General features: G+C 40.1%; 13 protein-coding genes. 8 read left to right on the top strand and 5 right to left on the bottom strand.

Annotated features, from left to right (window positions below):
* The first annotated feature begins 436 nt into the window (after positions 1-436).
* Positions 437-3019, top strand: coding sequence for a GAF domain-containing protein (locus V7K44_RS18530; RefSeq protein ID WP_334933385.1), 2583 nt, complete (start codon positions 437-439; stop codon positions 3017-3019).
* Positions 3020-3264: 245 nt separating this feature from the next.
* Here V7K44_RS18530 and purN read toward each other — a convergent pair whose 3' ends face one another.
* Positions 3265-3927: a phosphoribosylglycinamide formyltransferase gene (purN, locus tag V7K44_RS18525; protein ID WP_334933384.1), complete on the bottom strand. Its 663-nt coding sequence runs from the start codon at positions 3925-3927 to the stop codon at positions 3265-3267.
* 25 nt (positions 3928-3952) lie between these two features.
* On the opposite strand from purN, the gene V7K44_RS18520 reads away from it, so the two are divergent.
* Positions 3953-4834 carry a carbohydrate ABC transporter permease gene (locus tag V7K44_RS18520; protein WP_334933383.1) on the top strand — a complete coding sequence of 294 codons (882 nt, stop codon included), beginning with the start codon at positions 3953-3955 and terminating at the stop codon, positions 4832-4834.
* A gap of 180 nt (positions 4835-5014) precedes the next feature.
* Here V7K44_RS18520 and V7K44_RS18515 read toward each other — a convergent pair whose 3' ends face one another.
* A complete protein-coding gene (locus V7K44_RS18515; protein ID WP_334933382.1) occupies positions 5015-5581 on the bottom strand; it encodes a thermonuclease family protein in 567 nt (188 codons plus the stop codon).
* A gap of 172 nt (positions 5582-5753) precedes the next feature.
* On the opposite strand from V7K44_RS18515, the gene V7K44_RS18510 reads away from it, so the two are divergent.
* From V7K44_RS18510 to V7K44_RS18490, 5 genes are all read left to right on the top strand, one after another.
* Positions 5754-6497, top strand: a complete 744-nt coding sequence (locus tag V7K44_RS18510) for a ferritin-like domain-containing protein (protein WP_334933381.1) — start codon at positions 5754-5756, stop codon at positions 6495-6497.
* Between the two features lie 858 nt (positions 6498-7355).
* A complete protein-coding gene (locus V7K44_RS18505; protein WP_334933380.1) occupies positions 7356-9362 on the top strand; it encodes a histidine phosphatase family protein in 2007 nt (668 codons plus the stop codon).
* A 196-nt stretch (positions 9363-9558) separates the two neighbouring features.
* Positions 9559-10965, top strand: a complete 1407-nt coding sequence (locus V7K44_RS18500; RefSeq protein ID WP_334933379.1) for a pentapeptide repeat-containing protein — start codon at positions 9559-9561, stop codon at positions 10963-10965.
* Positions 10966-11017: 52 nt separating this feature from the next.
* On the top strand, positions 11018-11179 hold the full coding sequence (locus V7K44_RS18495) for a hypothetical protein (protein WP_334933378.1): 162 nt from the start codon (positions 11018-11020) through the stop codon (positions 11177-11179).
* A gap of 225 nt (positions 11180-11404) precedes the next feature.
* Positions 11405-11752, top strand: coding sequence for a winged helix-turn-helix transcriptional regulator (locus V7K44_RS18490; RefSeq protein WP_334933377.1), 348 nt, complete (start codon positions 11405-11407; stop codon positions 11750-11752).
* Positions 11753-12085: 333 nt separating this feature from the next.
* Here the strand turns inward: V7K44_RS18490 and V7K44_RS18485 are convergent, their stop codons facing one another.
* Genes V7K44_RS18485 through V7K44_RS18475 form a run of 3 tightly spaced genes read right to left on the bottom strand, consistent with a single transcriptional unit; the run spans position 12086 to position 13761 of the window.
* Positions 12086-12481, bottom strand: a complete 396-nt coding sequence (locus V7K44_RS18485) for a salt stress protein, Slr1339 family (protein ID WP_334933376.1) — start codon at positions 12479-12481, stop codon at positions 12086-12088.
* Between the two features lie 27 nt (positions 12482-12508).
* On the bottom strand, positions 12509-13114 hold the full coding sequence (locus V7K44_RS18480; protein WP_104909152.1) for a vWA domain-containing protein: 606 nt from the start codon (positions 13112-13114) through the stop codon (positions 12509-12511).
* A 41-nt stretch (positions 13115-13155) separates the two neighbouring features.
* Entirely contained in the window at positions 13156-13761 is a 606-nt protein-coding gene (locus tag V7K44_RS18475) for a vWA domain-containing protein (protein ID WP_292747921.1), read from the bottom strand.
* A 318-nt stretch (positions 13762-14079) separates the two neighbouring features.
* On the opposite strand from V7K44_RS18475, the gene V7K44_RS18470 reads away from it, so the two are divergent.
* Positions 14080-14277, top strand: a complete 198-nt coding sequence (locus V7K44_RS18470; protein WP_334933375.1) for a PAS domain-containing protein — start codon at positions 14080-14082, stop codon at positions 14275-14277.
* The last annotated feature ends 74 nt before the right edge of the window (positions 14278-14351 follow it).

The following is a 14351-nucleotide window of genomic DNA, read 5'->3' as shown; positions in this document are numbered from 1 at the left end:
ACTCAACAACCAAGCAGGGGCAGGAAGTACAAACTTTTTGTGTCTGATGCATAAATCCTGCATTTTGTCATGTACTTGAAAACTAATATCAGTAATCAAGCGGACATGAGATTACGGGTAAGGGTAACTGTGAAAAGGAGTCTTTGAACCTTGTTATAAAATAAAGATTGTTTGGCTGCCTTGCCAGCAAACCACAACTTCTAATGAGAAAATAAGACATTCCAACCAAGCGATCGCCATAAGATTGTTAACAAACCTGTTAATCAGACCCAATTTTTTTGAATTTAAAGGAAACAAAAGCATTATGGGACATGACTTAGAAAATTAGTGCCTCAAAATACTCCTGAAAGCCAGTTTTTGTTTAATAAGGTTTGTGTAGAATTTGGTGGTGAGGTTATTTACTTGATTCTCAATTGCAACAATCCAGGTTTCATTTATGAGTCAGTCTTTTTCTCAAAACCAAGCAAGACGAAATCGCCAGCAGAGACTCTGGCAACAAAAATGGAGTTTAAAGACTAAAGCAATAGTTTGGGCACTAAGTATCAGTGTCCTTCCTGTGGTTGCGATTGGAACAGCTACTTACAACTATGGCATTAATTTAATTAACACACAAATTCCGCAAGTAAGACTTGAGAGTGCAAAAAGTTCAACAGAAACTGAACTTGCTCTACAAAGACAATTGTCACTCTTGTTAACTGGTATGGGAGTGACAGCAATTTTAGCAGGTGTGATCGCTGTTTTTGTGACGAATCGAGTTATGAGTCGAGTCAGCAATGTTGCTGCGATCTCTAATAATATTAAAAAGAGGCTACGTCCAGACAGTGAGTTTACTCAAGTCTTCATCGCTAGCCAAGATGAATTAGTGATGTTAGAGAGAAACATCACCTTATTTACAGACCTGCTTTCGGTTTTGGTACAGGAGAAAGAAGCCGAAGCTGATTATTCCGAACTATTAATCAAAATTACCCGTTGGGTTCGAGAATCATTCAATGAAGAAGATGTTCTCAAAACTACCTCAGAAGAAATTCGTAAAGCTTTAAGCATCGATCGCGTCACCATCTTTTGCTTCGACTCCAACTATAATGGAACCTTTATCGCCGAATCAGTAGCACCTGGTTTACCGAAAATATTAGGTTTTACAGTCTCTGAGCCTGGATTTGAGGCAGGGTATATAGACAAATATCACAATGGTAGCATCCATGCTATTGATAATATCCATCAAGGCAATCTCAGTGATGCTGATATTGAGTTGCTGGAGCAATTTGCTGTCAAATCTAGTTTAGTAGCACCTATTCTCAAAGGCAAACGGCTATTCGGTTTATTGATTGCACATCAATGTTCTAGACTTCGCTTTTGGCAACAATCTGAGATTGATTTGTTCTCTCAGATAGGCATGCAAGTAGGATTTGCCCTTGACTACGCCAACCTTCTACAACAAGTAGATACCAAGGCAGATAACGCTCAGGTATTTATCGAAATTAACCGCAGCATTCGCCAATCGCTCAACGAAGAAGATGTCCTCAAAACGACGGTGCAAGAGGTTCGTAAAGCATTGAGTACTGACCGAGTACTGGTTTATAGCTTTTACGCTAATTGGTCTGGAATTATAATTGCCGAATCAGTGGTTCCAGGTTATCCCAAAGTTTTGCGGTCTGAAATTCAAGACATCTGTTTCGGTCAGGGTTATGTAGAAAAGTATCAATCTGGTCGCGTTGTAGCCACAAACAACATTTACCAAGCTGGTTTGGCTGATTGTCACATTAGCTTACTCGAATCCTTTGCTGTCAAAGCAAATTTGGTCGCCCCCATTCTCAAAGATGAACAGCTATTTGGCTTATTAATTGCCCATCAATGCTCCAGACCCCGCGATTGGCAACAATCTGAGATTGATTTATTTGCCCAGATAGCCATGCAAGTCGGGTTTGCTCTCGACCATGCAAGACTCCTGCAACGAATCGAGGCTGAGGGTGTGCAAAGTCAGTTGTTAGCAGATACTATCGGCAGTATTCGCCAATCACTCAACGAAGAGGATGTCCTCAAAACCACTGTGGAAGAGATTCGTAAAGCTGTGAGTACTGACCGAGTGATGGTTTATAGCTTTGATGCTAATTGGTCTGGAACAGTGATTGCTGAATCAGTTGTTCTCACTTACCCAAAAGTTTTGCGAGCTGAAATCCAAGACCCATGTTTCGGTCAAGGCTATGTAGAAGAGTATCAGTCTGGTCGCGTTCTCGCAATCAACAACATTTATGAAGCAGGTTTGGCTGACTGCCATATTAACTTGCTCGAATCCTTTGGTGTGAAAGCAAATCTGGTCGCCCCCATTATTAAAGATAAAGAGCTATTTGGCTTGTTAATTGCACATCAATGCTCCAGACCCCGTGATTGGCAACAAGCTGAGATTGATTTATTTGGCCAGATGGCGATGCAAGTAGGATTTGCTCTCGACCATGCAAGACTCCTGCAACGAATCGAAGCTGAAAGGATGCGAAGTCAGTTACTAGTGGATATTATCCGTAGCATTCGCCAATCCCTCAAGGAAGAGGATATCATCAAAACTACTGTGGAAGAGGTTCGCAAAGCACTGAGTACTGACCGAGTGTTAGTTTATAGCTTTTACGCTAATTGGTTCGGAATTATAATTGCTGAATCAGTGCTTCCAGGTTATCCCAAAGTTTTGCGGTCTAAAATCCATGACCCCTGTTTCACTCAAGGCTATGTAGAAAAGTACCAGTCTGGTCGCGTTGTCGCAATCAACAACATTTATGAGTCTAGTTTGGCTGACTGTCATATTAAACTGCTCGAATCTTTTGGTGTGAAAGCAAATTTAGTAGCACCAATTATCAAAGATGAACAGCTATTTGGCTTGTTAATTGCACATCAATGTTCTGAACCCCGTGATTGGCAACAATCTGAGATTGATTTATTTGCCCAGATAGCGATGCAAGTAGGATTTACTCTCGATCATGCTAGGCTCCTACAAGCGTATCAAACTGCTGAAGCTAACTCTGATGAATAGTATGGGCGCGCAGCTATGCAACGTGTCAACTTAACGCTAAACCCGCTTGGTGACCACGTTTTGCCCTCACCCCCAACCCCTCTCCCTTGGGGAGAGGGGAGCTAAAGATTCAATTCCCCTTCTCCCTTGGGAGAAGGGGTTAGGGGATGAGGGCGTGAGGGATTTGCAAAACGCCTGTCCGATATAGTTTTCGGCTTAAGTTGACACCGATGGCAGATGTGCGCCCCTAATTGATATATGTATTTTTACGTTACGCTTAGTGTAACTTTTGACGATGAAGCTGCTAGAGCGATCGCTAATGGTAAAATTCGATGTTCCTGAATTTGAATCCTGGCGTGGAGTGTTTCTGCTGTATCATCCGGCAATACTGGTACTGCGGCTTGCATCAATATTGGGCCACTATCCATTTCTAAGCAAGCTATATGCACTGTACAACCAGTAATTTTTACCCCAGATGCCAAGGCTTGTTCTACAGCATGGATTCCCTTGAAACTAGGTAACAAACTAGGATGGATATTAATAATTCTCTCAGGGAAGGCATCAATGAAAACTGACGTTAATAGTCGCATCCACCCTGCCAAAATCACCCATTCTACATCGTAGTGCCGCAATGTCTGCACAATTTTACGATCAAACTCTTCTCGGTTTTGATAGTTGCGGTGATTTAATAAGACAGTTTCTACACCTCTATTAGCTGCTCTGACGGCTGCTTTCGCTGAGGGATTATTGTAAATTAAAACTTGAATTTGGGCATTTAGCCGCCCATCTTGGATAGCTTGGGCAACTACATCAAAATTGCTGCCATTCCCAGAAGCCATAATTCCTAGTTTTAAAGGGGCGAATTGTTGGTAATCATCGCTAATGTTGGGAGAAATTAAGCTAAGGGTAGAATCAAGGCGGAGAGTCATAACAGCTAGGAGGGTTAATTTATAGATGCCAAAAATATATACTAAGTCGTGGTTGGATAATGATACAGTAGCCGCGTGGATTTTTCTCGCACCAGCATTAATTTTGCTGGGTGTTTTTGTCATTTGGCCAATCGTCTATTTGTTCTATCTCAGTTTCACTGCTGGTAGTTTCAGCTTAAAAGGTATTTATTGGATAGGCTTAAAAAACTATTGGCGCTTGCTACTTGACCCCGATTTCTGGCAAGTTCTGGGTAACACCTTTTATTTTACTGTTGCCACCATCATTCCCAGTTTAGTTATCTCCTTGGGATTGGCAGTACTATTAAACCGTTCTATTCCCTTGCGGGGCATTCTGCGGAGTGCTTATTTTCTACCTTCAATTATTTCACTTGTGGCAGCCGGTTTGGGATTTCGCTGGCTGTTTCAAACATCAGGGCCAGTTAACGGACTTTTAGATTTTTTTGGGATTTCAGAAATCGCCTGGCTAGGAGATACATTTTGGGCAATGCCGGTAATTATTTTAATGAGTATTTGGAAACAACTCGGTTTCAATATGGTAGTTTTTTTAGCAGGGTTGCAAGCAATTCCTTCCAGTCGTTATGAAGCAGCAGATTTAGATGGAGCGAATGCTTGGCAACAATTTTGGTACATTACTTTGCCCGGATTGCGCCCGACTGTGATATTTGCAGTCATTACTACCGCAATTTTTACATTGCGGAGTTTTGAGCAAGTTTTTGTGATGACTGGTGGTGGCCCACTGAATTCGACTAATTTGCTGGTTTACTACATTTATCAAGAGGCTTTTGGTCAGTTTGATTTTGGTTATGCAGCAGCAGGAACGACTGTGTTATTAGCAGTGACGCTGGTACTAGTTTATTTGCAACTGCAAACTTGGGGAGAGGAGTAGAAGAGGCAAGGGGGGCAGAGGGGTAGGGGAGAGTTTTGGAAGTTGCTAAGTTATCGTGCAAATATGCAATGCTAAAAAATGTAGTAATACATTCAATTAGAAACAGTTAGAGTTTTACTTATTAAAACTCTATCGCTTTATGGGTAAAGTATTCACCTATTCTAAATTCTGACTCCTGTTTTACTTCTTATATAGGCTGCGATATTCCCAAGGATTTATAAATTTAGTATCGCTCCAAACGCCGAGCCGTTGTTCTTTCGCCTGAGTTTCGGCTTGTTGAACCAAGTCTTTGCTAGGACATTTGTTTAAATATGGACGATACACTTTTGCCAATCCTTCTTGCAACAATACTTGCTGCACAAAAGTGCCATTTTTTAACCGGACTTCGGCAATTTTACGGCCATAGCGATCGCTATCGGTGATATTCAAAGTCACGCGATCGCCTCCTTGTTGTACCAGTTGTTGCACCCGTTCTTGGGCTTTTACACCCCAAGTAAACTGATTGCGATCGCTAGTGCGTCTACTCTGTTTTTCTTTGTTAGTATGAGCTATCTCTGGCGCATCTACACAAGCAAAACGGACTGTAAGATTTTTGCCGTTGGTGTCTTTTACTACTAAAGTATCGCCATCACTCACTCGCTCAACCGGTTCTCCAGAAGTACCGATAAAGCGATCGCAGCTAATCAAACCCAAAATTATGATAGTTGCACAAAGCCAAAATCGCACTGGTTTAATTAATATTTCCATTCAAACTTACCTGCATTACCTCTGTGGGATGATATTAGCAAAATCAAAAGATAGATTTGTTAACTGTAGGCAATTCAAAATCCAAAATTGTAAAACCCCCTGGTGGCAACCGAATAGAAAATGCGGATTAGTATAAGAATTGTAACCTTCCAATTATCAGTGGCAATTTCTGATGAACTTCTTAACTCACATTTTGCATCTAGCTGGTTCAGGAGCCTTTGCCTATTACTATGCTGCTCAAATTCGTGATTCTAAAACCCGCCCCAACATCCTTGCGGGGTTTCAGTTAGCCGAATCTGGTTCTGTACCGTTTTTATCTGCACTTAGCGATCGCGCCGCAGCCGAAGGCGATACATGGCTAGCCGAAAAACTAGCAAAACACGCATCCGATGAAACTAGGCATGGTAAGATTTTTGCCCACGCCTTACAACAGCTAAATAAACAAGTTATAGATTTCAAGCGTCAACCCCAAACTACATCCACAAAAAAACCACAGCAGCGTAGTCCTTTTTTCGCAGCATTCTTTGAAGGCTACACCCAAGAACAGCTAAAACCGGCTGTCATTGACTGGGATGTGTTTATGGCTAGCACATACATTCTGGAGTTAGATGCAAGCAAAGACTTTGCGCGAATGGCGAAAGTATTACCTGATAACGATCCAACCGCTCGTAACTTGAAGTTAGGAATGTTAAATATTGCCCAAGATGAAACTGGACATGCGGCTTATCTCTACGAAGCGATGATGCGACGGATGTCTGCTGACAAAGTGCAAAAACTCGTAGATATGTGGCGAACCCGCAAGGTTAATGCCTTGTTGGCAATGGTTGGCGGTATCCTCCAGCGTAATGGTGAAACGCGATCGCTAGTCCAGGATAGTGCGCCGTCGGAAACCGATTCTCAGTTGATAGCTACGTAATTATATTTATCCTTTAGTATCTAATGATGAGCTACCCCTGGCTAACGAAAGTTGGAGCCAGGGGTTTCTACATTAGATGGTCTAAAATTTTCTTTTCTTTATATCCACATTTAGGATAGGTTTGACTTGGTTTAACCTGCTTAGTTAGTACTTTTGGAAATATGCCTTAAATATCCTGGAATTTAGATATTAATGACCTTGTAATCATTTTTATGCAAACATTAATTATTGTTTCATTTAGAACTATTTTTTATTTTTACCTCCATTATAACCAAAATTATGCAGAGGCAATCAAAAAATATTGGGTTTAAATTAATATTTGATGAGTAAATATAGCTAAGATTAAATAACAGTTATTAGCTTGATAATTCTTTATCCCATCAATATGGTTTGTTTATTTTTGTCAGCCTTTGTTAGGAAGTCTTTTCATATTTTTTAAATTATTATTTTTTTGGTAAGTAGATAGGCTAGAAAATTCATAACTAAGTCATTGCAATAAAAAATAAGCCATAATATAGGTTTTGAGCTTTTTATATTTATTTATATAGTTAGGTTTGTTTATGCCTACCTACTTGAAATTTTAAAAAATTAACTAAAAAAGCTATTGATAAATTTGTGACTTTGCCTTATTGTACTTTAACTATCTTTAATTCTCTCGTCAAAAAATAAACTCAAACTTCTTACGGCACAGAACTTTTGATCCCAAATTCATGATTAATAGCATTGTGTTAAAAAAGAAAGGCTTAAATCCTCTTTTTATATGAGAGCTAAAAGTTAGCTTCAATTTTTAGTTGGCGAGAGTGATGCAAGAGGGTTATAACATAGTCGGACTTCAAACTATTAACAATTGTGGTAAAAATGAATAACTCTACCAACCGCCCTGTTGCACAAAAGAAGGATGATTATCCAGGACGTGCCTACTTTATTCGACATGGTGAAAGCACCAGCAACGAGCGTAACATTTTTGCAGGAGTACTGGATGTTGACCTCACCGCATTTGGTAGATTGCAGGCACGCCGTGCAGGCGTTGACATTAAGAAAAAAGGTGTGAAGTTTGATGCAGTATACGTATCTCACATGAGACGGGCGCGGCAAACTTGTGAAATCGCCCTTGCTGAAAGTCAGGCGCTGAAGTCGCCTGATATTCCTGTTGAGATTGACCATCGGATTAGCGAGAAATCCTTTGGTATTTTTGCGGGTCGTAACCTAAATCTACTTCGTCTTGCCCTTGGCTACGAAGGCTTTGAAGAAATGTTGCATTCCCACAACGAAGCACCTCCGGCTGGCGAGAAGATTGCCCAAGTTTACGGACGTGCTGCTTCTTTCTATGAGGAGCGAATTGTACCGCACTTGGAACGGGGTGAAACTGTTTTAGTAGTGTGCCATCAATATGTATTGGAGCCTCTAGCACTTTATTTAAGTGATTTACCACCGACTGCCTACGAACACCTGAAACTCCCTAATGGTAAAGCTCTCAGTGGTGAGGAGCTAGTCAAGTTCCGCGACAAGGAATCTGGGGGTGCAGCTTCGGTGCGTAAACAGATCAACGATCTGTCAATTATGTGGGCAATTTTGCTTTACGCTGCTGCTTTCTTACTGGGATGCTTGGTTAGGGCAATCAGCGCCTCCTCAGTCGGAATTCCGTCAGAACTATTTCGAGCGATAATCGTTGCCTGTCTGGCGGCTTCAACGTTTTATACCTACCTAGACATTGACTTTGCAGCGAGTAAACGCAAAGTAACTTCAACAGTGAAGTATATAGTCTACGCCTGGATGTTAGTGAGATGGGTAGTTGGACTACTTTTAATATTTTCTGGAATTTTGTATCAAAATCCAGCAGATTTGTACAAAATTATGTGGGTGCTTTTTTGGATGGTTCCACCCGCCCTTACTTCCCCAGTTTTATCGGTACTCTGGGGGGGTAATCTTTATCCCTCGGCTATCTTATCAAGGACGTTATCAATCATCGCTCCAGTGGCACTGATTGTGACATTTGGTTTGGCAAAACAATTACCAATTAACAGTTCAAGCCTGATATTTTTTGGTGTGATTCTAATTGTTGGTTTGGCAATACCGGGAGCGATCGCCCAATTTTGGCGTGACAAATCTCCTGTTGAATCAAATCACCACAGTAAGAACTGGAAATTTATTGGAGTGCTTGCTGTCGCATTAATGGCTTTAGCAACTGGGTTTCAGTTTACTCCATCAACATTTATTAGCGATTTATTTTTCTCAACGGATGCGAACCGCTCCCTAGCTTGTCTGCAACAACTGGCAGTGGCAACATTAGTCTTTATCTTAATGCGCGTCTTTGCCGTATTAACTTCAGTGTTTACAAAAGATAAGCTAATTAAGGCAGAAGCTAGGGATGCTTATATCCTGCTTGTTAATCCAAACTTTTTCCTTTGGGCTGCTCTTTTCCTCGGAGTTAGTGCAACTGCAAATCCCGAAGCCGTAAGATATGCAATTTTTTGGGCAGCACTAGGATTCTTCTGCATACCACTTGTCGAGCAGATATTGTTTATGAATTCATTTGGTAATGAATTATTGCGAGAAACACTACGTTCTTCGAGAATGGCAACAGAAGATGTGAGAAAACTTTTCCATCAACTGGATACAGATAGCAGCAATGCACTTGATAGAGACGAGATTATGGAGCTTTTAGGTCGAATAGAAGATATGACAACAGGCGAACGTAGCTCTGAAGATGTCAGGAGGTACGTAACTGATTATCTTTTTGTTACTCTTGACTCTGATAAAAGTGGGACGGTTGATTTAGCAGAGTTAGAAGAGTATGTATCAACCTATGGGTTAGTTGCTAATCTTAACGTTGTCTCTGCGGCTGCATCCCCAGTAACAAGTTAATATTGCTAAATCAGTAGATTTAGCTGATAAAGACTTTTTAAATCTCATCGGGGATGGGATTTAAAAAACCTTTATTTTGATCATGAAAAGTATTATACCGCAATTAATTCTTATAGTATAACTTTGTATAAGGTACATTTTTACTGGCTAAATCCAAAAAAAAGCCTTTCTCAAAGTCTTTTTAAATAAAAAAAGTATGTCTTTAAATGTTGAAGTTTTAGAACAAAGCTTTGAAAAAGTTAAACCCCGCGCTGATAAATTTGCAGCCAGTTTCTACAATAATCTTTTTCAAACTCACCCAGAATTGAAACCACTGTTTACTAAAACAGATATGAAAAGCCAAGAGAAAAAACTATTAAGTTCTCTGGTTTTGGTAGTAGAAAACCTCCGTAACCCAGAAGCTTTAGAACCAGTTCTCAAGGCTCTAGGAGCTAGACACGTCGGCTACGGAGCCATTCCTAAATATTATGGATCGGTTGTGGAAGCATTACTGCTAACGTTTGAGCAATATCTCCAGCAAGATTGGACTCCTGAAGTAAAAAAAGCTTGGCTAGATGCTTTTAAAACTATTACTGCCTTGATGTTAAAAGGCGAGGGAGAAGAATCTTCACCAAAACCTGTCCAAGCTGGAAAAAAAACTGAAACTTTAGCAAAATCTGCGACATTAAAAACAGAAAATAAAAAAGAAGATCGGCTATTTCAGCCCACAGTAAAACCAGAGAAAAAATCTCTGCTCTCAATTCAGTTAGAGGGTGAAGGTTTAAAAAAAATTATCAATTATTTTGCCGCTAATTATCAGCAATTTCAGACCAAAGTATCAGAACAGCCATTAAGTGAAGTCCTCAAACAAATTATCAAGAAACTTATTGATGCTTTCTGGATAGCACCAACATGGTTAGTCTCTATAATTTCAGTTGTTATTTTTACCGTAGTTGTTATAGTTGTCGATGAGAATTCTTTGCTAGGAAAGGCTTTGGGTGCTGCTGACACGATCAGTTTGGTGGTGGCGCTTGTTCTATTCATTAAGGAAGCTCCAGATCGCAGAAAACAATTTCATTATCAAGCTTGGAGTACGGTTGATGCAGCACACAATGTGAAAGTTAGTTATGCCAGAATTTTGGCACTGCAAGATTTGAATGAGGATGGTGTTTCTTTAAGAGGTTTGGATGCTCCCGGTGCGGAGTTAGTAGATATTAATCTTTCCCATGCAACTCTGAGTAAAGCTAATTTAATGGGAAGCAATTTTACTAATGCTAATCTCAGCTATGCCAATTTAGATAATGCTAATCTCAGTCAGACTAAACTTAGTGGTGCAAATTTAAGTTATGCAAAACTGGGTTTTTGTCAATTGAATCAGGCTAATCTTAATAGTGCAAATTTGAGTAGCGCTAATTTAATTTGTGCAGATTTGAGTCATGCAAACCTGAGTGGTGCAAATTTGGGAGATGCTAGTTTGAGTGGTGCTAATTTGGAGGGAGCTTACCTAACTGGAGCTAATCTCAAAAATGCTAAAGTGAGCGACGATGAACTGAGTAATGCTTTCCTCGAAGGTGCGATTATGCCTAATGGATCACGATATAAATCTTCACTTAGCGATCGCTGAAGTTACAATTGGCAGAAATATTCCTTTAGGTTTAGTTTATAAATAGCCTCTAATGACGTTATCCGCTTGCTTGTACCCCACAGCAGAAGCGATCGCTTCGCTGTCGTCGCAATATCCCTTGCTTTGGATGAGATGTAACAAGGTGCAGTGGTTGAAAAATTCTTCAGCTAGTGGAGCGATCGCTTTGTCTGGAAGTCTCTACTTTTTTGGATAGCTAGCTCATCTAATTGTAAAACAAGCGATCGCACTTTGATTATTTCTGTAATCAGTAATAATGGATCATCCGTTTTCAGTTGGCTGTGGAAGACAGCAAGTATCTATTGTATTTTCATATTCCCGCAGCTGCTACACTAGTTATGGAAAACCTAAAACAAGTAATCATCAAATAACTAGCATTACTACCTAGCAAACCTGAGTCAAGTTATTCCTATAAAAAACTATGAAAGCTGAAGCAGAAAACCATCTCAGGCTGACTTGTGAAGTAGAAACTACCATAAAGGTGATTGGCGGACGCTGGAAAGTTTTGATTATTAGAGAATTAATGACTGGTGTCAAACGCTTTGGTGAGTTGCAACGGGCTTTACCTGGAGTTACGCAAAAGATGCTAACCCAGCAACTTAGAGAAATGGAGGAAGATGGAATTATTCATCGAGAAGTTTATCCCCAAATTCCACCCAAAGTAGAATATTCTCTAACGCCTTTAGGAGAAAGTTTGCAACCAATTCTCTATGCTATGCATGAATGGGCTGTTCAACATTTATCTCAAACAAATCACCAGGAATATTGATGAACATTTATAAAATCTAAGTTCAAAAAAAGCGAGATTAACTTGTATTTTGGGATTAAAATACATTCACAATTGTTGTCTTCCCGATCCCAGAGACACTGAATAAAAAAAGAATGTTTGGGCGGGAAAGCTGCATAATTTTTCTTACAGAAAAAGCATATTGTTTGGGTTAAAAATTGTTTATGATTGATATATTTTGATATAAATAAGACTTACGCAAAAATCGCCAAAAAGCTTAATTTATCGAACCGCCAAGACGCCAAGAACGCCAAGAATCGTAGAGTGTGCGTAAGTCCTAATAAACATAAAAATCACAGTGTATTTATTTTAAACTTATTCATTACTTCTTAAATATTCAATCGCTGCCTCTAATTTTGAGGAGTAACTTTCAGCAAACCTTTCAAACCAAAGCCCTTCGGACGAAAGTGGATCTACTTTGGTTAACCATTCTTTCGCCTGCACTTTCAAAGTTTCTAGTTGTTTAGCTTTGAGTTGTTCTTGTCGAATTCGTTCCTGTTCTAGTTCTTGCTGTCTTTTTAATTCAATAGCAGCATCCTTTTCGGCAAAATCAGCCTTAACATCTGCCAAAAGGTTATCCATAAAAGATGCCGACTTTGGCGATGATGGAATAAACGATTTGGCTGTGGCTGATTTTGACTGCTGTTGTTGTGGTTGTACTTCTTTATATTCGGTTTGAAGTTCAGCTAATAGCTTATCAATGGAATCCATTTTGGCAATTCCTAATAAATGGTATAGCTAGTCATTAATGGCATTGAGCAGCACTTCCGATAGACTCAAATCTTCCATATCTTCCATAGTAATTGTGTCACAGATATCAAACTTAGCACCAGCACTTTGGAGTTCATCATCTAAGACTTTGAGAAAGCGGGTAGCTTGCTGATCTGTGCCAACTTGAATAAAAGAAATGGCTAATTCTTCATCTCGATCGATGCGGCGAGAAGCTTCAATAATCACCCTCATTACTGCTTTACGATCGTCCGGTTCACCATCAGTAACTACTAAAATTGTTTCACCATTTGGCTTTGTTTGACCTGCTGCTTTGCGTTGCAGGTAATCATCAGTTGCGTGTTTCAACACACCTGCTAAGTCAGTTGTCCCAGAGGGATCGTTCTCTCGAAAAATTTGTGATACCTTGCTGGATGTGACATTTTCGTATCGCTTGAATTTACCAGAAAATACATAGATAGTGATACCATCTGGGTCAAATTGCTCACATTTACTCGCTAAAGCTAAAGTAGATTCTTGGGCTGCAACCCATCTAGTTCTACCACCCTTTTGATCTTGGGTTGCCATGCTGCCGCTTTTGTCGATAATCAAGGTATAATCACGATTTTCTAGCATTATTCAACTCTCCAATTAAGAATTAACAGTTACTGGATACATTAGTCAGTTATTGCGTTCGTCAATACATCTACAAGACTCATTTCTTCTAAGTCGTCTAAAGTGACTGTATCGCAAATATCAAATTTAGCGCCGACACTTTGCAACTGGTCATCCAAAGCTTTGAGGAACTTAGTTGCTTGGGCATCTGAACCTACTTGAACGATCGAAATTCCTAATTCTTCATCACGTTCCATCTGGCGAGTAGCATGAATGATGACTTCAAACACAGCTTTGCGATCGTCTGGTTCACCATCGGTGATGACTAAAATTGTCTCTCCGTTTGGCTTACTTTTACCGGCAGCTTTGCGTTGAAAGTAATTATTAAGGGCATCCTGAAGTACACCTGCTAAGTTTGTTGTGCCAGAAGGGTCATTTTCGAGAAATATCTGCGCGACTTTGGCTGAGGTGACATCATCGTAGCGTTTAAATCTCCCAGAAAACACGTAAACAGTGATGCCATCGGGGTCAAACTGTTCGGCCTTTCTGGCCAAAGCGAGAGTAGACTCTTGGGCGATTTCCCATCTACTTCTACCACCTACTTGGTCTGGCGTGGACATACTACCGCTTTTGTCAATGATTAATGTGTAGTCGCGATCGCTCATCATAATATTCCTCCGATTGTTACCCTCTGGTTCTAGTCTAATCCACGAATTTAACGATACCGTAAGTACTTTAAGGTTTCGTATCAATTATGCTACTCAAAAAAGCCGCATCACAGTTGATGAATGCGTTGGTGTAGCCCGCCGCAGCTATCGCCTAAGCAAACCTAACCTCATCTCTTTGTTCCCCCAAAACACAATCCTCTCAATCCCCAATTCCCTGTTGCATCCGTAGTGATTCTGGGAATAATAAATACTACTCATGCTGACACACAGGGAACTAAACAAAAGCTGTTTAGCTCCATTTTAGAGATAAATTTGGGTATGAACCATTCTCGATACTTAGATAGCCACGAGCAAAAAAACACACAACAGCAAAACTTTTCCCCAGCATTTCTGCATCAAATAATTAATGGCATCTCTGACCCAATTTTTGTCAAAGACCGTCAACATCGTTGGGTATTACTGAACGATCGCTACTGTGATTTCGTCGGTCATAGCTGTAACGACCTGCAATACTAATCGCTCAAACCTGCAATCAAGACATTTACAAACCAGGATTAACTGCAACTATAATTACACTTCAGCCAGGATTA

This window comes from Nostoc sp. (assembly GCF_036917235.1).
Lineage (GTDB): Bacteria > Cyanobacteriota > Cyanobacteriia > Cyanobacteriales > Nostocaceae > Nostoc.
The sequence above is the reverse complement of the archived record's forward strand: the minus strand, read 5'-3'. Positions and strand labels throughout refer to the sequence as shown.